The organism is Bradyrhizobium sp. CCBAU 25360 (genome assembly GCF_028128695.1).
GTDB lineage: Bacteria > Pseudomonadota > Alphaproteobacteria > Rhizobiales > Xanthobacteraceae > Bradyrhizobium > Bradyrhizobium ottawaense.
In genome coordinates this window covers 73,157-93,643 of sequence record NZ_LBJA01000038.1, presented here as the reverse complement: position 1 = coordinate 93,643, position 20,487 = coordinate 73,157, and the positions used below count along the sequence as shown (strand labels likewise).

17 protein-coding genes are annotated in these 20,487 nt (G+C 64.9%); 15 read left to right on the top strand and 2 right to left on the bottom strand.

The features are described from left to right. The first annotated feature begins 13 nt into the window (after positions 1–13). Positions 14–2,245, top strand: a complete 2,232-nt coding sequence (locus XH81_RS16395) for a CHASE2 domain-containing protein (RefSeq protein WP_028140667.1) — start codon at positions 14–16, stop codon at positions 2,243–2,245. Positions 2,246–2,583: 338 nt separating this feature from the next. Here XH81_RS16395 and XH81_RS16390 read toward each other — a convergent pair whose 3' ends face one another. Continuing rightward, positions 2,584–4,179: an ABC transporter substrate-binding protein gene (locus XH81_RS16390; RefSeq protein WP_028140666.1), complete on the bottom strand. Its 1,596-nt coding sequence runs from the start codon at positions 4,177–4,179 to the stop codon at positions 2,584–2,586. 199 nt (positions 4,180–4,378) lie between these two features. Here XH81_RS16390 and XH81_RS16385 point away from each other — a divergent pair, with 199 nt between their 5' ends. The 13 genes from XH81_RS16385 to XH81_RS16325 all read left to right on the top strand — a co-directional run bounded on the left by XH81_RS16385 (position 4,379) and on the right by XH81_RS16325 (position 18,631). After that, on the top strand, positions 4,379–6,034 hold the full coding sequence (locus XH81_RS16385) for an ABC transporter substrate-binding protein (protein ID WP_028140665.1): 1,656 nt from the start codon (positions 4,379–4,381) through the stop codon (positions 6,032–6,034). 195 nt (positions 6,035–6,229) lie between these two features. Beyond that, positions 6,230–7,183 carry an ABC transporter permease gene (locus XH81_RS16380; protein ID WP_028140664.1) on the top strand — a complete coding sequence of 318 codons (954 nt, stop codon included), beginning with the start codon at positions 6,230–6,232 and terminating at the stop codon, positions 7,181–7,183. A 162-nt stretch (positions 7,184–7,345) separates the two neighbouring features. Beyond that, positions 7,346–8,251 carry an ABC transporter permease gene (locus tag XH81_RS16375; protein WP_028140663.1) on the top strand — a complete coding sequence of 302 codons (906 nt, stop codon included), beginning with the start codon at positions 7,346–7,348 and terminating at the stop codon, positions 8,249–8,251. A 2-nt stretch (positions 8,252–8,253) separates the two neighbouring features. Next, on the top strand, positions 8,254–9,315 hold the full coding sequence (locus tag XH81_RS16370) for an ABC transporter ATP-binding protein (RefSeq protein ID WP_028140662.1): 1,062 nt from the start codon (positions 8,254–8,256) through the stop codon (positions 9,313–9,315). Next, entirely contained in the window at positions 9,312–9,509 is a 198-nt protein-coding gene (locus tag XH81_RS16365; RefSeq protein ID WP_028140661.1) for a hypothetical protein, read from the top strand. Before XH81_RS16370 ends, XH81_RS16365 begins: the two co-directional genes overlap by 4 nt. Then, on the top strand, positions 9,506–10,921 hold the full coding sequence (locus tag XH81_RS16360) for an Asp-tRNA(Asn)/Glu-tRNA(Gln) amidotransferase GatCAB subunit A (protein WP_028140660.1): 1,416 nt from the start codon (positions 9,506–9,508) through the stop codon (positions 10,919–10,921). The genes XH81_RS16365 and XH81_RS16360 overlap by 4 nt, the downstream gene beginning before the upstream one ends. Further along, a complete protein-coding gene (locus XH81_RS16355; protein WP_028140659.1) occupies positions 10,918–11,895 on the top strand; it encodes an ABC transporter ATP-binding protein in 978 nt (325 codons plus the stop codon). The genes XH81_RS16360 and XH81_RS16355 overlap by 4 nt, the downstream gene beginning before the upstream one ends. 218 nt (positions 11,896–12,113) lie before the next feature. Next, positions 12,114–12,383, top strand: coding sequence for a GlsB/YeaQ/YmgE family stress response membrane protein (locus XH81_RS16350; protein WP_028140658.1), 270 nt, complete (start codon positions 12,114–12,116; stop codon positions 12,381–12,383). Between the two features lie 260 nt (positions 12,384–12,643). Beyond that, positions 12,644–14,392: a type I secretion system permease/ATPase gene (locus XH81_RS16345; RefSeq protein ID WP_028140657.1), complete on the top strand. Its 1,749-nt coding sequence runs from the start codon at positions 12,644–12,646 to the stop codon at positions 14,390–14,392. Between the two features lie 10 nt (positions 14,393–14,402). Further along, positions 14,403–15,737, top strand: a complete 1,335-nt coding sequence (locus XH81_RS16340; RefSeq protein ID WP_028140656.1) for an HlyD family type I secretion periplasmic adaptor subunit — start codon at positions 14,403–14,405, stop codon at positions 15,735–15,737. A gap of 281 nt (positions 15,738–16,018) precedes the next feature. Then, positions 16,019–17,488 carry an AMP nucleosidase gene (locus XH81_RS16335; RefSeq protein WP_028140655.1) on the top strand — a complete coding sequence of 490 codons (1,470 nt, stop codon included), beginning with the start codon at positions 16,019–16,021 and terminating at the stop codon, positions 17,486–17,488. Between the two features lie 120 nt (positions 17,489–17,608). Further along, complete coding sequence (locus tag XH81_RS16330) at positions 17,609–18,223, top strand: tetratricopeptide repeat protein (RefSeq protein ID WP_028140654.1); 615 nt, start codon at positions 17,609–17,611, stop codon at positions 18,221–18,223. 132 nt (positions 18,224–18,355) lie between these two features. Further along, entirely contained in the window at positions 18,356–18,631 is a 276-nt protein-coding gene (locus XH81_RS16325) for a DUF1488 family protein (protein WP_020508771.1), read from the top strand. A 162-nt stretch (positions 18,632–18,793) separates the two neighbouring features. Here the strand turns inward: XH81_RS16325 and XH81_RS16320 are convergent, their stop codons facing one another. Continuing rightward, on the bottom strand, positions 18,794–19,276 hold the full coding sequence (locus XH81_RS16320) for a CinA family protein (protein ID WP_028140652.1): 483 nt from the start codon (positions 19,274–19,276) through the stop codon (positions 18,794–18,796). A gap of 144 nt (positions 19,277–19,420) precedes the next feature. Between XH81_RS16320 and XH81_RS16315 the strand changes: the two genes are divergently transcribed. Beyond that, complete coding sequence (locus tag XH81_RS16315) at positions 19,421–20,479, top strand: amidohydrolase family protein (protein ID WP_028140651.1); 1,059 nt, start codon at positions 19,421–19,423, stop codon at positions 20,477–20,479. Positions 20,480–20,487 lie beyond the last annotated feature (8 nt).

The following is a 20,487-nucleotide window of genomic DNA, read 5'->3' as shown; positions in this document are numbered from 1 at the left end:
ATATTCCACCAGCATGAAACGTCTCAAGATCCTGCGGCGGTGGTTTGCACGGAAGCTGGGCTTTGCGCGGCTGATGTGCCTTGCGCTGCTGGTCATGTTCGCCGGCGCGCGCCTGTGGGATCCGCTGCCGATCCAGGAATTGCGGCTGCGCACCTTCGACATGTTCCAGCTGATCGACCCGCGCCACAAGACATCGCGGCCGGTCGTCATCGTCGACATCGACGACAAGAGCCTCGCCAGGCTCGGACAATGGCCGTGGCCGCGCACGCGCATCGCCGACCTGATCCAGAACCTCACCGATAGCGGCGCGGTGGCGATCGGCTTCGACGTGGTGTTCTCGGAGCCCGACCGGCTCAACCCGGAGCTGGTCGCGAGCCAGATGCGCTATCTGGACGACGCCACCCGCGCCAAGCTGCGCGAGCTGCCGAGCAACGACCAGGTCCTCGCCGACGCGATCAAGCGCTCGCGGGTGGTGCTGGGTGAGACCGGGCTTCCAGAGGTCCTGTCCGAGCTCGATAAATCGCTTCCGTTCACGGGCGTGGCCACGCTCGGGGAGGAGGGCGCCGAGCGCTTCCTGTTCGAATTCCCCGGCCTGCTCCGCAACGTGCCGATCATCGAGAAGATCGCGGCCGGTCGCGGCCTGTTCTCGATCCGGACCGAGCGTGACGGATTGATCCGCCGCGTGCCGATGATCATGCGCGCCCAGGGCAACATCATGCCCTCGCTCAGCCTCGAGATCCTGCGTGTCGTCACGGGAACGCCGACCCTGCTGGTCCGCACGGACAAGGCCGGTATCAGGTCGATCCGCCTCAAGGGCCTGGAAGTTCCGACCGACAAGAACGGTCAGCTCTGGGTGCACTATGCCCGCCGGGATCCTTCGATCTACGTGTCCGCGGTCGACGTGCTCGACAACAGCCTGCCGCCCTCCAGGTTCGCCGGCAAGCTGGTGCTGGTCGGCACCTCCGCGGGCGGATTGAACGACATCAAGACGACGCCGGTGTCACGGGCCATGCCGGGGGTCGAGATCCACGCCCAGGTGCTGGAGAGCGTGCTGAGCGGCGCGGTGATCTCGCAGCCGAATTATGCGCTCGGCGTCGAATTGCTGGCCGCGCTCGTCATCGGCCTGCTCGTGATCATCTTCACGCCGAATCTCGGCCCTGTGCGCCTCGTGCTCGCGGGTGCGACCTTCGCCGCCATCCTGGTCGGCGTGTCCTGGTTCTTCTACGCGCAGTACCGCTACCTCATCGATTTCACCTATCCGCTGCTCTCGACCACTGCGGTCTATCTGACGCTGATCTTCGCGAGCTTCGTGCGCGAGCAGCGCCAGCGCGTGCAGATCCGCGGGCAGTTCGCGCAATACATGTCGCCGGTTCTGGTCGAGCAGCTGGCGCAGTCGCCGGAAAAGCTCGTGCTCGGCGGCGAAGAGCGCGAGATGACGATCATGTTCTCGGACGTGCGCGGCTTCACCACGATCTCGGAAAGCTACAAGCAGGACCCGCAAGGCCTGATTGCGCTGATGAACCGCTTCCTGACGCCGCTCACCGACGTGATCATCGAGCGGAAGGGCTACATCGACAAGTACATGGGCGACGCCATCATGGCGTTCTGGAACGCGCCGCTCGACGATGCCGAGCACGAGGTCAACGCCTGCGAGGCCGCGATCCAGATGCTGGAGCAGATCGACGCGGTCAACAAGGAGCGCGAGCAGGAATCCGCCGACGGCGGCCATGTCTACATTCCGCTCAATGTCGGCATCGGCCTCAACACCGGCATCGGCGTGGTCGGCAATATGGGATCGGACCTGAAGAAGAATTATTCGGTGCTCGGCGACAGCGTGAACCTGGCTTCACGCCTGGAAGGCCAGTCGAAGGAATACGGCTTCCCGATCATCGTCGGATCCAGAACCGCGCTTGCCGCCAAGGACAAGTTCGCGATCCTCGAGCTCGACTTCATCATGGTCAAGGGCAAGACCGAGCCGGAGGTGATCTACGCTATCGCCGGGCGCGAGGACGTGATGCACTCAGGCGCCTTCCAGCGCCTGCGCAACATCACCATCGAAATGCTCGGCTGCTACCGCGGCCGCGACTGGCAGGGCGCACTCGATGCGATCGAACGCGGCCGTCGCAGCGAGGATGCCGACACGCTGGAAAAGCTGTTCAGGCTCTACGAGGCGAGGATCAGGGATTTTCAGATCAACCCGCCGCCGGAGGGTTGGAGCGGGGCGTATGCGCTGCTGACGAAGTAGTGGGGAGGCGTTGTTTGCGTTGCCAGCGCCTCAAATTCGCTGTCGTCCCCGCGAACGCGGGGACCCATAACCCCAGGGAGTGGTTGCCGCGCGAGATTGGCAACCACGAGTCTTCGTCAAACGACTCCCTGTGGTTATGGATCCCGGGTCTGCGCTGGCGCTTGCCCGGGACGACAGTGGTGGTTGATACGGCAGCTTGGCTCAAACGCCAGCGACGTCCATCAACTCTCGTAGGGTGGGCAAAGGCGCGTTAGCGCCGTGCCCACGATCCTGCTCCGCAATGCCGAGGTGGTGGGCACGCTTCGCTTTTCCCACCCTACGACACCTGTGTTTGCCGCTCACTCCATCCCGATCGTCGTCAGATCCTGAAACCAATGCTGCGCCTGCACGAACTGCTTGATCTTCGGCGCCAGCGCGTGCGGGTTGGTATCGTGCACGACCCAGACCAGCGTGGCGTCGTCCACGATCAGCGCGTGCGCCTGGGCCAGCAACTCGTCCTGTTTGGCGCTATCGAATGTCTGCTTGGCCTCGTCGATCAGAGCATCCACCTTCGGGTTCTTGTAGCCGCCCCAGTTGACCCCCACAGGCGCGATCTGGCCCGAATGGAAGAAGCGGACGATCGCGTAGAGCGGGTCCGAGGTGACATAGGCGATGTTGTTGGCGGTGATGCCGGCGTTGATCTCGTCGGCCGCGCCCTTGCGCCAATGCGTATATAATGTCTCGAGCTCGACCACTTTGAAGTCGATGTCGATGCCGATCTCCTTAAAACTCTGCTGCAGGAATTCGTTCATCGGCAGCGACAGCATCTGGCCGGTGCCGCCCTGTGCGATGATGAAGGTTGCCTTCAGTGGTTTCGCCTTGGAGTAGCCGGCCTCCTCGACCAGCTTCTTCGCCGCAGCCAGATCATATTTCAGCTCGAAGCCTGGCTTGCCGAACCACGGGCTGGACGGGTCGACCTGGCCCTTCGCGGGCTTGGCGAGGCCATTCATCAGCCCGACCACGGCGTCGCGGTCGATCGCAAGGTTCAGCGCCTTGCGCAGTCGGATGTCGGTCCAGGGGGAGCCTGGCAGCACGCTGAGATGATAATTCCAGACATGCGGTGTGATGTTGTCGACGAGCTTCATGCCGGCGGCTTTCAGCTGCGGCACGGCATCCGGCGCCGGCGTCTCGATCAGATCGACTTGCCCCGCCAGCAGCGCATTGGTGCGGGTCAGCGCTTCCGGCATCGGGACCAGCACGATCTTGTCGGCCTTGGGAATGCGCTTCTTGTTCCAGTAGTCCGGGTTCTTGCTGAGTTCTGCAAGCTCGCGCGGTACCAGCTTCGTCAGCTTGAACGGGCCGGTGCCGGAGGGCTGGCTGGCGAACTTGTCCCAATCCTTGCCGAGCTTGTCGTACTGCGCGGGGCTCGACACCAGGAACCACAGCATCTGATAGGGAAAGAAGGAATCGACCGTCTTGGTGGTGATCTCCACGGTGAAATCGTCGATCTTGGCGTAGCTCGCAACGGAGGGGAGGCGGGTCTTCACCTGCGCGCTCTGGCGCTTGTCGAATTGCGGCGCCTTGTCGTTGAGCACCTTGTCCAGATTCCAGATCACGGCGTCGGCGTTGAACTCGCTGCCGTCGTGAAACCTCACGCCCTTGCGCAGCGTGAAGCGCCATTTGGTCTTGTCGGCATCATCGACCTTCCACTCGGTCGCAAGCCCCGGCACCAGCTTGCCGGGCCGGTCGGCGACGTCCATCTCCCAGGCCACCAAGGGATCGTAGATCGTGTAGGCCGTGAACTGATAGGCGCCGGCGCCGCGATCGGGCTGACCCGTGGTGAGCGGAATGTCCGCCATCGAGATGCCGTAGCGCACCACCGTTTCGGCGCGCGCCGAGATTGCGGATAACGCCAGTGCAAGCACGGCGAGACAAATCGATAGACGAACACGCATGGCCCAGAGCTCCCAGGGGATTTCGGGACCGAACTTGCAATCTTGATGCCAGAATAGGCAGCGCGGCGCGTGCACCCGCCTACGACCTACAAGGACTTGTCGTCGCAGGGCCAAATCGCAGAATAAGTTTCTCTTTGGCATAGCCATTGCATACGATTGCATCAAAAATAGTCATCGAAGCCGGAAAAGGATTGAGGCGATGCTTACTAAGAAGAACACGCGCGCGGCATGGATCGCGGTGCTCGCTCTAACGACGGTGGCTGCATGGCCGCGTGAGGCCAGTGCCGAAACCGTGCTGCGCATCGGCATGACCGCTGCCGATATTCCGCGCACGCTTGGCCAGCCCGATCAGGGTTTTGAAGGCAACCGCTTCACCGGCCTCACCATGTACGACGCGCTGACCGGCTGGGACCTGTCCTCCGCCGAGAAGGCGAGCGTGGTGATTCCCGGCCTTGCCACCGAGTGGAAGGTCGACGATGCCGACAAGACCAAGTGGGTTTTCAAGCTGCGCCCTGGCGTGACCTTCCACGATGGCTCCCCGTTCAACGCGGATGCCGTGGTGTGGAACGTCGAGAAGGTGTTGAAGCAGGACGCGCCGCAGTTCGACGCCAGCCAGGTCGGCGTCACGGCCTCGCGCATGCCGACGCTGGCCTCCGCCAAGAAGATCGACGACATGACGGTCGAGCTCACCACCAAGGAGCCCGACAGCTTCCTGCCGATCAACCTCACCAATTTGTTCATGGCGAGCCCGGCGAAGTGGCAGCATTTCTATGACAAGGCCGAAGGCGCCGACGCCAAGGCCAAGTCGCAGGCGGCATGGACGGCGTTTGCCAAGGACGCTGCAGGCACCGGCCCGTGGAAGATGGCGAGCTTCACGCCGCGCGAGCGGCTCGAGCTCGTCAAGAACGCGAGCTATTGGGACAAGGCGCGCGTGCCCAAGGTCGACAAGATGGTGCTGTTGCCGATGCCGGAAGCCAACGCCCGCACCGCGGCGCTGCTCTCCGGGCAGGTCGATTGGGTCGAGGCGCCGGCGCCGGACGCACTGCCCGAGCTCAAGCAGCGCGGCTTCAAGCTCTACGCCAACGAGCAGCCGCATGTCTGGCCCTGGCAGTTCTCCCGCGTCGAGGGCTCGCCCTGGAACGACATCCGCGTGCGCAAGGCCGCCAACCTCTGCGTCGATCGCGAAGGTCTCAAGGACGGCCTGCTCGCCGGCCTGATGGTGCCGGCCACCGGCACCTTCGAGCCCGGTCATCCCTGGCGCGGCAAGCCGAGCTTCGAGATCAAGTATGACAAGGCGGCTGCGCAGAAGCTGATGCAGGAGGCGGGCTTCGGCCCCAACAAGAAGCTGACGGTCAAGACCCAGACCTCCGCCTCGGGTTCGGGCCAGATGCAGCCCTTGCCGATGAACGAGTATCTCCAGCAGGCCCTTGCCGAATGCTACTTCGATGTGCAGCTCGACGTCATCGAATGGAATACGCTGTTCACGAACTGGCGCCGGGGCGCCAAGGATCCGTCGGCGAACGGTTCGCACGCGACCAACGTGACCTACGCGGCGATGGATCCGTTCTTCGCCCTGGTGCGCTTCCTGCAATCGGGCATGGCGCCGCCGGTCTCGAACAATTGGGGTTTCATCAACAATCCCAAGTTCGACGAGCTGGTGAAGAAGGCTCGCCAGACCTTCGATCCCGCCGCGCGCGACGCCGCGCTCGCCGAGCTGCACGCGGCCTCGGTCGACGATGCCGCATTCCTCTACGTCGCCCACGACGTCGGCCCCCGCGCGATGAGCCCGAAGGTGACCGGCGTGGTGCAGCCGAAGAGCTGGTTCATCGACTTCTCGCTGGTGTCGATGAAGTAGTTCGCGCCACACGAACAGTGCACCCTCTCCCCTTGTGGGAGAGGGTGGCTTCGCGACAGCGAAGCCGGGTGAGGGGTCTCTCTCCGCGAGTGACCCTCTCGCTCATTCGATAATGCTGTATCCGCGGATAGATACCCCTCATCCGGCGCTTCGCGCCACCTTCTCCCACAAGGGGAGAAGGAAGAAAGAAGACCAGTGCTCGCCTATATCGCCAGACGCATCGTCTACGTCGTCCCGATCGTCATCAGCGTCGCGCTGGTGTGTTTCCTGCTCGTGCACATCACGCCGGGCGATCCGCTGGTCGCGGTGCTGCCGGCCGATGCCTCGCAGGAGCTCGCCGCGCAGCTGCGTACCGCCTATGGTTTTGACCGCCCGCTGCCGGTGCAGTTCGGCTTGTGGCTGATGCGCGCGCTGCACGGCGATCTCGGCAATTCCATTGCGACGGGGCGCCCCGTGCTCGCCGAGGTCATGCGCGCGGTCAGCAACACCGTCACGCTGGCGATTGCCGCCGCGATCATCGGCTTCACCATGGGCATCCTGCTCGGCCTGATCGCCGGCTATTTCCGCGAGACCTGGATCGACAAGCTCGCGACCTCCTTTGCCATCGCCGGCGTATCCGTGCCGCATTACTGGCTCGGCATGGTGCTCGTCATCATCTTCTCGGTGCAGCTGAACTGGCTGCCCGCGGTCGGCGCCGGGCCCGGCGGCTCCGCCACCTGGGCCTGGGACTGGGCGCACCTGCAATACCTCGTGCTGCCCGCGATCACGACATCGGTGATTCCCATGGGTATCGTCACCCGCACGGTGCGCGCGCTGACCGGCGACATCCTGAGCCAGGATTTTGTCGAGGCCCTGCGCGCCAAGGGGCTGCATGAGCGCGGCGTGTTCCGCCACGTCATCAAGAACGCCGCGCCCACCGCGCTCGCGGTGATGGGGCTTCAACTCGGTTATATGCTCGGCGGCTCGATCCTGATCGAGACCGTGTTCTCCTGGCCGGGCTCGGGCTTCCTGCTCAACTCGGCGATCTTCCAGCGTGATTTGCCGCTGCTGCAGGGCACGATCCTGATCCTGGCGCTGTTCTTCGTCTTCCTCAATCTCATGGTCGACATCGCGCAAGCCGCGATCGATCCGCGCATCAAGCGGGGCTAGTGGGATGAGGTGCCACACACTCAGTGTCGTCCCGGCGAAGGCCGGGACCCATAACCCCGGTAAGCGGTTGTGGGACGAGACGGCCACTACGAGTCTTCGCCAAATTACATTTCGTGGCTATGGGTCCCGGCTTTCGCCGGGACGACGATGGAAATTGCGGCGATGAGCGAGCTTCCGTTGTCCGCCGCCACCGCCGATGCCGCGCTGCAGGCCGCACCCGCGACCAAGGCGCGCGGCTATTGGGCGACCGTCGGCCGCCGCATCCGGCGCGACAAGGTCAGCATGGCCTGCGCGCTGGTGCTGCTGCTGATCTTCCTGTCCGCGATCCTCGCACCGTGGCTGGGTCTGGAAGATCCCTACAAGGGCTCCATGATCCGCCGCCTGCGCCACATCGGCACCGCTGGCTATCCGCTCGGCACCGACGAGCTCGGCCGCGACATGCTGGCACGGCTGATCTACGGCGGGCGGCTGTCGCTGGTCATCGGCATCCTGCCCGTGATCCTCGCGTTCTGCATCGGCACCTCGCTGGGCCTCGTCGCCGGCTATGTCGGCGGCAAGCTCAACACTGCGATCATGCGTACGATCGACGTGTTCTACGCCTTTCCCTCCGTGCTGCTGGCGATCGCGATCTCCGGCGCGCTGGGCGCCGGCATCCTCAATTCCATCGTGTCGTTAACGGTCGTGTTCGTGCCGCAGATCACCCGCGTCGCCGAAAGCGTCACCACCGGCGTGCGCAACATGGACTTCGTCGAGGCCGCGCGCGCCTCCGGCGCCGGGCCCTTCACCATCATGCGCGTGCACATCCTCGGCAATGTGCTCGGCGCGATCTTCGTCTATGCGACGAGCCTGATTTCGGTCTCGATGATCCTGGCCGCCGGTCTTTCCTTCCTCGGCCTCGGCACCAAGCCGCCGGAGCCGGAATGGGGGCTGATGCTCAACACCTTGCGTACCGCGATCTACGTCAATCCCTGGGTCGCCGCATTGCCGGGCGCGATGATCTTCGCCGTCTCGATCTGCTTCAACCTGCTCTCGGACGGCCTGCGGAGCGCCATGGACATCAGGAACTAGCCATGAGCGAGAGCAACACATCCGTCGAAATGCTCGAGCCGGTCGAAGACCGCGGCGGCGTCGCGCAGCCGTTGCTTCAGGTCAACGGACTGACAAAGCACTTTCCCGTTCGCGGTGGATTGTTTGCCGCGAAGCGCACCGTGCGCGCCGTCGACAACGTCTCCTTCGCCGTCGCCAAGGGCGAGACCGTCGGCATCGTCGGCGAGTCCGGCTGCGGCAAGTCCACCACCGCGCGCCTGCTGATGCATCTGATGCCGCGCGACACCGGCGACATCATCTATGACGGCATGACCGTCGGCCAGTCGCTGAGCTTGCGCGAATTGCGCCGCGGCATGCAGATGGTGTTCCAGGACTCCTATGCTTCGCTCAATCCGCGCCTGACGATCGAGGAATCGATCGCCTTTGGCCCGAAGGTGCACGGCATGGGCGATGGCGCGGCACGCGCATTGGCGCGCGAGCTGCTCGGCAAGGTGGGCTTGCGCCCGGAGAACTTCGCCAACCGCTATCCGCACGAGATCTCCGGCGGCCAGCGCCAGCGCGTCAACATCGCGCGCGCGCTGGCGCTGTCGCCGCGACTTGTGATTTTGGACGAAGCGGTCTCCGCGCTCGACAAATCCGTCGAGGCGCAGGTGCTCAACCTGCTCGCCGATCTCAAGCGCGAGTTCGGGCTGACCTATCTCTTCATCAGCCACGACCTCAACGTCGTCCGCTACATTTCGGACCGCGTGCTGGTGATGTATCTCGGCGAGGTCGTCGAGCTCGGCCCGGTCGACCAGGTCTGGGACAACCCTGCGCATCCCTACACGCGCGCACTCCTGGCGGCGATGCCGTCGTCGGACCCCGACAGGCGCACCGAGCAACCGCCAATCACCGGCGATCCGCCCAACCCGATTGATCCGCCCCCGGGCTGCCGCTTCCACACCCGTTGCCCGTTTGCGGAGCCGCTCTGCGCAAATGCGACACCAAAGCTCACCGCGCTGGATAATATGGGCCACGAGGCCGCATGCTACATGGCGATTCCGGGTTCTGGCCATAGCCGCGCGCCCAGGGAGAAGACCGCATGACGAGACCGACACCGAAAGAGATCAAGCCGATTGCGCTGGTTGCCGGCGTCCCCGTGGACGACGAGATCGCGACGCGCATCTCCAATTCCATCGGACCTGCCTTCGAAGGCTTCGCGGCCATCGCCGGCACGCTGCCGTTCGACCTCGAGCCCGCGCTCTATCCGATCGCGCAGACGCAGAAGGTGTCGAAATGAGCACTGAGCCTGCATTGATGACGCTCACCGAGGTCGCGCGCGCGATCGCGATGAAGCAGGTGTCCTCGCATGAGGTGACGCGCGCGCTGCTGCACCGCATCGCGCAGTGGCAGCCGCATCTCAACGCCTTCATGTCGATCGAGGCGGAGGCTGCACTGAAGGCGGCCGAGGTCGCTGATGCCGAGCTGGCCAAGGGCAATGTCCGTGGTCCGCTGCACGGCGTGCCGCTCGCGCACAAGGACATGTATTACGATGCCGGCCACGTCGCGACCTGCGGCTCGCTGATCCGTCGTGATTTCGTGCCGACCGTGACCTCCACGGCGTTGCAGCGGTTGAAGGACGCCGGCCAGATCAGGCTCGGCACGCTGCATCTGGCCGAATTCGCCTACGGCCCGACCGGGCACAACGCCCATTACGGCCCGGTGCGCAATCCCTGGAACGTCGCGCACATCACCGGCGGCTCGTCGTCGGGCTCCGGCTCGGCGGTCGCGGCGCGGCTGACCTATGCGGCGCTGGGCTCGGACACCGGCGGCTCCATCCGGATGCCCGCGCATTTCTGCGGCGTCACGGGGTTGAAGACCACCGTCGGTCGCGTCAGCCGGGCCGGCGCGATGCCGTTGTCGCAGTCGCTCGACACCGTCGGCCCGCTTGCCCGCACCGCCGAGGATTGCGCGCTGCTGCTGGCGCTGATGGCTGGGGCGGACCCTGCGGACTCGACCTGCAGCCACGAGCCGCTGTCGGACTATGTCGGCGCGACCAAGGGCTCGCTGAAAGGCCTCAAGATCGGCGTACCCGCCTCGTTCTATGTCGACGATCTCGACAGCGAGGTCGCGCGCGTGCTGGACGAGACCATCGCCGTGCTCAAGCGTGAGGGCGCGGACATCGTCACGGTCGAGCTGCCGGACCAGCGGCAATTGTCCTCGGCGAGCCAGCTCGTGCTCGCCGCCGAAGCTGCCGCCTTCCACAAGCGCTGGATGATCGAGCGTCCGCAGGACTATGGCCCGCAAGTCCTGATGCGACTGCAGAACGGTCTCGCCGTTCCAGCCATCACATATCTGGAAGCGATGCGCTGGCGCGGCCCGGCGCTGGCCGCGCACAACGCGGCGACCTCGGACGTCGATGCCGTGATCGCGCCGGCCTCGCCGGTGCCGGCGCCGACGATCGAGGAGAGCGATGTCGGGGGCGGGCCGAACGCACCGGCCATGGTGCAGCGGCTGACGCTGTTCACCCGCCCGGTGAACTTCCTCGGCCTGCCGTCGCTCACCGTGCCCTCGGGCTTCACGAAAAGCGGCCTGCCGGTCGGCATGCAGCTGATCGGCCGCTCCTTCGACGAAGCGACCCTGCTCACCATCGGCGCGGCCTTCCAGCGCGTCACCGATTATCACGATCGATTGCCGAAACTGCCGTCATGACCAACCTCGTCGACATCTCAGGCCTCAACATCCGCTTCACCGGGGAGCGCACGGTCTACGCCGTGAACGATCTCAGTCTCTCGCTGGGCAACAGTGAGGTGTTGGGCCTGCTCGGCGAGTCCGGTTCGGGAAAGAGCGTGACCCTGCGTGCGCTGATGCGGCTGTTGCCGAAGAAGCGCACGCAGATTTCCGGCACCGTCAACGTCATGGGCCGCGACGTGCTCGCCATGAACGACGAGGAGCTGTCGTCCTTCCGCGGCCAGACCGTGTCGATGATCTTCCAGGAGCCGGCATTGGCGCTGGATCCGGTCTACACCATCGGGGCGCAGATCGCCGAAAGCGTCGTGCGCCACGAGGGCAAAAGCTACGCGGAGGGCAGGGCACGCGCACTCGAAATGCTCGAAGTCGTGCGCATTCCCTCCGCAAAACGCCGGCTCGACGCCTATCCGCACGAGATGTCCGGCGGCATGCGTCAGCGCGCCATGATCGCGCTGGCGCTGGCGTGCCGGCCAAAAATCCTGCTCGCGGATGAGCCGACCACCGCGCTCGATGCCACCGTGCAGATCCAGATCCTGCTCTTGCTGCGCGAGCTGCAGCGCGAGTTCGGCATGTCCGTCATCTTCGTCACCCACGACATCGGCGTCGCCATCGAGATCTGCGACCGTGTCGCGGTGATGTATGCCGGCCAGATCGTGGAGCAGGGCACGCTTCGCGACATCGTCCGCAGCCCGGTGCATCCCTATGCCAAGGGCCTGCTCGCCTCGACTATTCACGGCGCCAAGCGTGGCGCCCGCCTCGAAACCATTCCCGGCACGCCGCCTTCGCTGACCGAGAAACCCCACAACTGCTCCTTCGCCCCGCGCTGCGCCGTGGCGCAGCCCCGTTGCCTGGCGCAATTGCCTGCCAATGTGGCGGTCGGGCCGGGCCGGGCGGCGCGATGTGTGCTGGCGGAGCAGACGGCGGCGCTGTCATAGTATTTGAACGGCGCTGCAGCAGCGCTCCTTCCTTTGAAATTCCTCTACGGCAACACCGAGTTGTCACAGTTCACCGGCGACTGCAGGCAGAAGCCGTTCTACTTTGCATGGGGTTGTTTTCGACATTTTTGTCGAAGGCGGGTGAAGCGACTAGCATTCAGACGCCATTCATCCCGGTTCCCGTTCCATGCGGCCGTTCATGCAGAGGGACCAGATTTATGCACATTTCAAACGAAGGCCTGCTCGTCATCCTGTTCGTCGGCCTGGTGGCCGGCTGGCTCGCCGGCAAGGTGGTGCGCGGAACGGGGTTCGGGATCATCGGCGACATCGTGGTCGGCATCGCCGGTGCGCTGGTGGCGAGCTTCCTGTTTCCGAAGCTCGGCATTCGCCTCGGCACAGGCCTGGTATCCGAGATCGTCTATTCCGCCATCGGCGCGGTCATCCTGCTGCTGGTGGTACGGCTGGTGAGGGGCGGCGGCCGGTTCTAGCAGCCGCCCGGTTCGGTCGATCGGAACTAGCCGCCTCTCCAGGACCGGGAGGGGCGGCGGCCACTGCACCAAAAAGCCGCAAAGACTGTGAAATACCGGACTTGCGTGCGGGGCCATCAGGGGTAGATGTGGGCCATCAGGGTTTTGGATGAACCCGGCTGCGTTGGACGCAGGGCGAACATGATGTTAATCCGGGGCGAGTACCCTGAATTGCTCGTGAAATCAGGGGCCTTGGCCCCCACCTGAAAGAGATCAGACTGATGGCAGCCGGTCCTGGCGTCCGCCGTTCAGAGCTCGGTGACGCCTTACGCGCTTGTCGCACGGCGTTCATCGGCGTCGGCTTGATGAGCTGCATGATCAACCTGCTCTATCTGACCGGGTCGATATTCATGCTGGAGGTTTACGACCGGGTGCTGCCGAGCCGCAGCGTCCCGACCCTGGTCGGCCTGATCATCCTCGCCAGCTTCCTCTACATGGCGCAGGGTGTGCTCGACATGATCCGCAACCGGATCCTGGGGCGGATCGGCACCGCGCTCGATGAAGCCCTCAACAAGCGCGTGTTCGACACCATCGTGCGTCTGCCGCTTCTGGTCGGCAGCCGCAACGAAGGCCTCCAGCCGCTACGCGACCTCGACAATGTCCGCTCCTTTCTCGGCGGAATGGGCCCGAGCGCATTCTTCGACCTGCCCTGGCTGCCGCTCTATCTCGCCATCTGCTTCGCCTTCCACGTCATGATCGGCGTCACCGCGCTGGTCGGCGCCATCATCCTGGTCGGGCTGACGCTGGTCACCGAGTTCATGTCCCGCCAGCCGGCGCGCGAGGCGATGGGGCTTGCCGCCCAGCGCAACGATCTCGCCCAGGCCAGCCGCCGCAACGCCGAAGTCATGGTGGCGATGGGCATGGCCGGCCGGATGAACCAGCGCTGGAGCGAGACCAACGAAAAGTATCTCGCCGGCAATCAGCGCGCGAGCGACGTCGCCGGCGGTCTCGGCGCGGTCGCAAAGGTGCTGCGCATGATGCTGCAATCGGCCGTGCTGGCGGTCGGCGCCTATCTCGTCATCCACCAGGAGGCGACCGCCGGCATCATCATCGCCGGCTCGATCCTGTCCGCCCGCGCGCTTGCGCCGGTCGATCTCGCCATTGCGCACTGGAAATCCTTCGTCGCGGCACGCCAGAGCTGGCACCGCCTCACGCGCCTGCTGGAGCAGATGCCGGCGCAGACGATGCCGACCCAGTTGCAGGCGCCCACGAGCCGGCTCTCGGTCGAAGGCGTCGCCATGGTGCCGCCCGGCGACCAGCGCCTCATCGTGCAGGACATCACCTTCGCGCTCGCCGCGGGCAACGGCCTCGGCGTGATCGGCCCGAGCGGTTCCGGCAAGTCGTCGCTCATCCGCGCGCTGGTCGGGGTCTGGCAGCCGGTGCGCGGCAAGGTGCGGCTCGACGGCGCGGCGCTCGACCAATGGTCGTCCGACATGCTTGGCCGGCACATCGGCTATCTGCCGCAGGACGTCGAATTGTTCGGCGGCACCATCGCCCAGAACATCAGCCGGTTCGATCCCGAGGCGACGTCCGAGGGCATCATCGCGGCTGCGAAAGAAGCCGGCGTGCACGAGATGATCATCAAGATGCGCGAGGGCTACAACACGCAAGTCGGCGAGCAGGGCACGGCGCTTTCCGCCGGCCAGGCGCAGCGCGTGGCGCTGGCGCGCGCGCTCTATGGCAACCCCTTCCTGATCGTGCTCGACGAGCCCAACTCCAATCTCGACACCGAAGGCGACGAGGCGCTGACCCGCGCCGTCCGCGCCGCTCGCGAGCGCGGCGCCATCGTGGTCGTGGTGGCGCACCGCCCGATCGGCGTCGAGGCGGTCGACCAGGTCCTGGTGCTGCGTGATGGCCGCATGCAGGCTTTCGGCCCAAAGGAGCAGGTGCTCGCCCAGGTACTGCAGCCGCGCGTGACGCCGCCGGCCCCGATCAAGATCGTCAGCGAAGGTGGAGTGGCCAAACCATGAGCACAAAGCCATGAGCACGATGGCCATCGGCGGCCCGAAGCCTGCCGCGAACAAGACCGTACGCGAATCCATCAAGTTTCACCTGATCCTCGGCTTCGTGATCGTGCTGGTGCTTGTCGTCGGTCTCGGCGGCTGGGCCTCGACCGTGCTGATCTCGGGCGCGCTGATCGCGCCGGGCCAGATCGTGGTCGAATCCAACGTCAAGAAGGTGCAGCATCCGACCGGCGGCGTGGTCGGCGAGGTGCGCGCCCGCGACGGCGACCTGGTCAAGGCCGGCGATATCGTGGTGCGGCTCGACGATACCGTCACCAAGGCCAACCTTGCCATCGTCACCAAGAATCTCGACGCCGCGCAGGCGCGTGCGGCGCGCCTGCAGGCCGAGCAGCGCGGGGTCGACAGGATCGAATTTCCGCAGGCCCTGATCGAGCGCGCTGGGGATCCCGACGTCAAGCTGCTGCTCTCCGCCGAAACCAAGCTGTTCGACGTCCGCGTCAACGGCCGCACCGGACAGAAGGCCCAGCTGCGCGAGCGCATCACGCAGCTCAACGAGGAGATCGCGGGGCTCAGCGCCCAGGAGAAGGCCAAGGATCAGGAGATCGCGCTGGTGCAGAACGAGCTCACCGGCGTGCGCGAGCTTTACGACAAGCGTCTGGTGCAGATCTCGCGTCTGACCCAGCTCGAACGCGACTCGGCCCGTCTCAACGGCGAACGCGCGCAGTACATCGCTTCGCGCGCCCAGGCCAAGGGCAAGATCACGGAGACCGAGCTCCAGATCATCCAGGTCGACAAGGACGTGGTGAGCGAGGTCTCCAAGGATCTGCGCGAGACCAACGACAAGATCGGCGAGCTGATCGAGCGCAAGGTTGCCGCCGAAGACCAGCTTCGCCGCATCGACATCCGCGCGCCGCAGGACGGCATGGTGCTGCAATCCACGGTGCACACGGTCGGCGGCGTCATCACCGCCGGCGACGCTCTCATGCTGATCGTGCCGCAGGCCGACGATCTCCAGGTCGAGGCAAAGGTCAATCCGGTCGACATCGACAAGCTGCAGATCGGCCAGAAGACGCTGTTGCGCCTCTCCGCCTTCAATCAGCGCACCACGCCGGAGCTCAACGGCCTCGTCAGCCGCGTCTCGCCCGACGTCACCACCGACCAGCGCACCGGCCAGAGCTACTACACCATCCGCGTCTCGATGCCGGCCGCAGAGATCGCCCGTCTCGGCGACGTCAAGATGATTCCCGGCATGCCCGTGGAAGCCTTCGTCCAGACGGGCGACCGCACGATGCTGTCCTATCTGATGAAGCCGCTGCACGACCAGCTGATGCGGGCGTTCCGGGAGAAGTGACGGGCGAAAGCGCGTCGTGATCTCGTAGGGTGGGTTAGCGCAGCGTAACCCACCGCTTCTCTATCCGCGGAAGCAGAAGTGGCGGGTTACGCTGCGCTAACCCACCCCACGGCACCGTGTTTCTCGCTGTCGGTCTCGTCGGGTGGGCAAAGGCGCGATGCGCGGTGCCCACCGTCTCTTACACGACGGGCATATTGGTGGGCACGCTCCGCTTTGCCCACCCTACGGCACTGACTTCTTTGCTATAGTTCGACTCAAGCCCATCAACTCGGCGGTCGACCATGCAATCCCCATCCTCCATCGCCACCGAATCCTTCTCCGACGCCACACTCGCGGTCGCGCGGCTCGAAGAAATCTACGAGCGCAACACAAAATTCCTGCGCGACCGGTTCGAGGCCTATGTCGGCGGCGAAGCGATCACGACGCGGGTGCGAGCCTATTATCCCTTCGTCCGCCTCACCACCGCGACGCATGCGCGGCTGGATTCCCGTCTCGCCTACGGCTTCGTCGCCGGGCCCGGCGTCCATGAAACCAGCGTGACGCGTCCGGATCTGTTCCGGAGCTACCTTATCGAGCAGATCGGCCTCTTGATCCAGAATCACGGCGTGCCCGTCGAGATCGGCGAGTCTGCCGAGCCGATCCCGATCCACTTCGCCTATCGCCGCGACATCAACATCGAAGCTGCGATCACGACGAGCGAGAACTCCTCTGTCGCGCGATCGCTGCGCGACGCGTTCGACGTGCCCGATCTCGCCACCATGGACGATTCGATTGCCGACGGCACCTTCGAGCTTCAGCCGGGCGCGCCCGAGCCGCTGTCGCTGTTCCGCGCCGCCCGCGTCGATTACTCGCTGCGCCGGCTCTATCACTACACCGGCACCGACCCCGAGCATTTCCAGAATTTTGTCATTTTCACCAACTACCAGTTCTATGTCGACGCCTTCGCGCAGCTCTGTCAGCAGCGGCTCCAGTCGAGTGAGGCCGGCCTTGACGCCTTCGTCGCGCCGGGCAACGTCATCACGCGCAGCGCCGGCGCAATCAGCGGCGTTGCGCCGGCGCGCATGCCGCAGATGCCGGCCTTCCACCTGGTCGCATCAGGCTATCGCGGCATCACGCTGATCAACATCGGTACCGGTCCGTCCAACGCGCGCAACGTCACCGACCATGTCGCGGTGCTGCGCCCGCATGCCTGGCTGATGCTCGGCCATTGCGCGGGCCTGCGCAACACGCAGCGCCTCGGCGATTACGTGCTCGCGCACGGCTATGTGCGCGAAGACCACGTGCTCGATCGCGAGCTGCCGCTGTGGGTCCCGATCCCCGCGCTGGCCGAGATGCAGGTCGCGCTCGAGGAGGCGGTCGAGGACGTCACGGGGCTCGAAGGTTTCGAGCTCAAGCGCCTGATGCGCACTGGAACCGTCGCGAGCGTCGACAACCGCAATTGGGAGATCTCCGGGCCTGAGGTGATCCGGCGTATGTCGCAGTCGCGCGCGGTCGCGCTCGACATGGAATCGGCCGCGATCGCCGCCAACGGCTATCGCTTCCGCGTTCCCTACGGCACGCTGCTCTGCGTCTCCGACAAGCCGCTGCACGGCGAGATCAAGCTCGCCGGCATGGCCAGCGAATTCTACCGCCGCCGCGTCGGCCAGCATCTCGAGATCGGCCTGAAGGCGCTGGAGCGGCTCAAGCAACAGGAATCGGAGCGGCTGCATTCGCGAAAGCTGCGCAGCTTTGCCGAGGTGGCCTTCCAGTAAAGGACACCGGAACTGTCGTACGCATGCTGACGCCTCCGTGAGCGCAGCGTCCCGGAATATTGCCGCCGAGGCAGGGTTATCAATTGGTCCGGGGCCGCTTGAAACACTGAGGAGGCAGACATGATCGCAGCGATGATCAGGCGCTTCGTGTTGGGTACGTTCGCGGCAGCCCTATTGTGCTCGCCGGCCTTTGCCGCGGGCGGAGGCGGGGGTGGAGGAGGCGGGGGCAGCGCCAGCTCCACGGATCCGTACGCGGGCGCCTATTCGGATCAGAAACCGCAGCCGACCTATCCGAAGCGTCCGGGCGCCAAGGCAACCCAGAAAGGCAAGAAGCCGAACAATCAGTCCGGCATCGGCGATCCCGCATTCGCGGCGGGCTACCGCGTGGCCTATGACACGATCTACGAGCGCAACGACTATGCGGCCGCGATCGCGCAATTGAAGTCGCTCGGCCATGACGACCATCCGAACGTCGCCAACCTCATCGGCTACTCCTATCGCAAGCTCGGCGACTACGAGCAGTCGCAGGTCTGGTATGAGCGCGCATTGAAGGCGGATCCGAACCACGTGCTGACGTGGCAATATTACGGGCTGTGGCAGCTCGAGCGGGGTAATCGCGAGCAGGCGCTCTATCATTTGAGCCGGATTGCCTCCATCTGCGGGACCGGTTGTGAGGAGTATCGGTCGCTGGCCGCGGCGCTCGACAGGCCGACCGGCACGGCGCTCGTCTACTGAAGCTGGAGAGCAGCCGGTTCGTCGAGCCGCTGCTGATGGGCGTCGGATGACCGCCACGTCCTTCGGCGCGGATAGTGACAAGGCGTCAGATTTTCAGCATTGTCCCGTTCGGGGGCGCGACGGGACAATTGGATGCCGCTGACGCGCGACAAGATCATTGGCCATGACCTCGAACGGCTGGCCTTTCGCTTCACCATGCTGAGCGGCGACGAGGTCGTGCAGTGCCAGATCAGCGACGCCGCCATGGACGAGCTCGCGGGCATGCAGGGCACCGAAAGCAGCGCACGGCAGGCGCAGTTCCTGTCGTTGCGTGAGACCATCGAGCGGATCGCGTCAGATCTCTACGACGAAGCACCGCGATTCCAGGGATATGTGGTCCGGATCTTCATGCGGCATTTGGGGCGGTGAGCTCTCGCCTCACTCTCCGCTGGATGCCCCGCGAAGGCGGGGCATCCAGTACGCCGCGGCCCATCGATTCAATCATAACCGTCTCGGAGTACTGGATCGCCCGGTCGAGCCGGGCGATGACAGCAATGTGGTGGTGAGGCTGCCCCGACTCACTCGCGCAGCTCACCCCTCCAGCTTCCTCAACAACAGCTTCAGCGCCGTCGCAGCAAACATCTGCATGTTGCCGAACCGGTCGTTGCTGCCGGTCTCCAGCGTCATCACCTCTGACACAGGCCCCGCAACCGCCATGCAGCTATGGCCGGCGGCGTCGCCGTAGCGGTTGCCGGTTGGGCCGGCTGCTCCGGTCTCGGACAGGCCCCAGTCGCTGTTGAAGCGCGTTCGCATCTGCTCGGCCAGCAGTTGCGCGTAGGGCTGCGACGAGGAACGAAAGCCCTTCATTCCTTCGTCCGAAATATCCATCAGCACGCGCCTGGCATCGCGGGTGTAGACCACCGCGCCGCCGAGGAAATAGGCGGACGCGCCGGGCACCGCGAGCAGGCTGGCCGCGATCAGGCCGCCGGTTGAGGATTCTGCCACGGCGATGGTCTGTTTGCGCGCGATCAGCTTCGCTGCGACCTGTTCCGCAATGCTGACGAGCTCTTTCATCCCTAACCCCTTATCTCTTCGCAACCGAGCTCAGCCTTCCTAGCATATGACAGGACGCTTGGCTGAGTTGCGGGCGACGGGCAGGCCTGCTTGAATGGCGGGTACAAGTAGAGACATGCGAGGAAACGTGAGAAGGGAGACGTCATGGCGTCCCTGATCGCCGGCGGGGTGGATTGCGACGTGCATCCGGCCGTGCCGCATCTGACCAGCCTGCTGCCGTACCTGAACGACTATTGGCGCGATCAGGTGACGACGCGCGGCATGGTCGACCTCATCTCGCAATCCTATCCGCCGAGTTCGCCGATTACGGCGCGGCCCGACTGGCGCCCCGAGAGCGGCAAGCCGGGCGAGAGCCTCGACGACATGCAGCGCCATGTGCTCGATCCGTTTCAGCTCAGCTACGCCATCTGCAGTCCGCTCTACGGCGTGCAGATGGTGTTTTCGGAAGATTTGCAGGCCGCCTTCTGCCGCGCGCTGAACGACTGGCTGGTGAAGGAGTGGCTCGATCGCGACAAGAGGCTGCGCGGCTCGATCGTGATCCCGACGCAAAGCGTCGAGAAGGCCGTGGCAGAGATCGAGCGCTGCGCGCACGATAAGCGCTTCGTCCAGGTCCTGATGCTTGTGATGGGCGACACGCCGCTCGGCAAGCGCGCGCTGTGGCCGATCTATGAAGCCGCGGAACGGCTGGAACTCCCGGTCGGCATTCACGCGGGTTCCGCCTATCACAATCCGCCGACCGCAGTGGGATGGGGTTCCTATCACATCGAGGACTATGTCGGGCAGGCCCAGGCGTTCCAGACTCAGCTCACCAGCCTGATCGTCGAGGGCGTGTTCGCCAAATATCCGCGCCTGAAAATGGTGATGCTGGAATCCGGCGTCTCCTGGATCTCTCCCTATCTCTGGCGCCTGCACAAGTTCTGGCGCGGGGTGCGGATGGAGACGCCGTGGGTTGATCGCGCGCCGCTGGATATTGTGCGCAGCAACATCCGCTTCTCCTTACAGCCATTTGATGCGCCGCCAGACGAGGCGACATTAATTCGCCTGTTTGATCATATGCAGTCCGACGAATTGGTCCTATTCTCCACGGACTATCCGCACTGGCAGTTCGAGGGCCAGGACGCGCTGCCCGAAGGTCTCACCCCCGATCTCGTGCGCAAGATCATGATCGAAAATCCACATGCGACCTATCCCCGCCTGACGTGAGCCCGCTG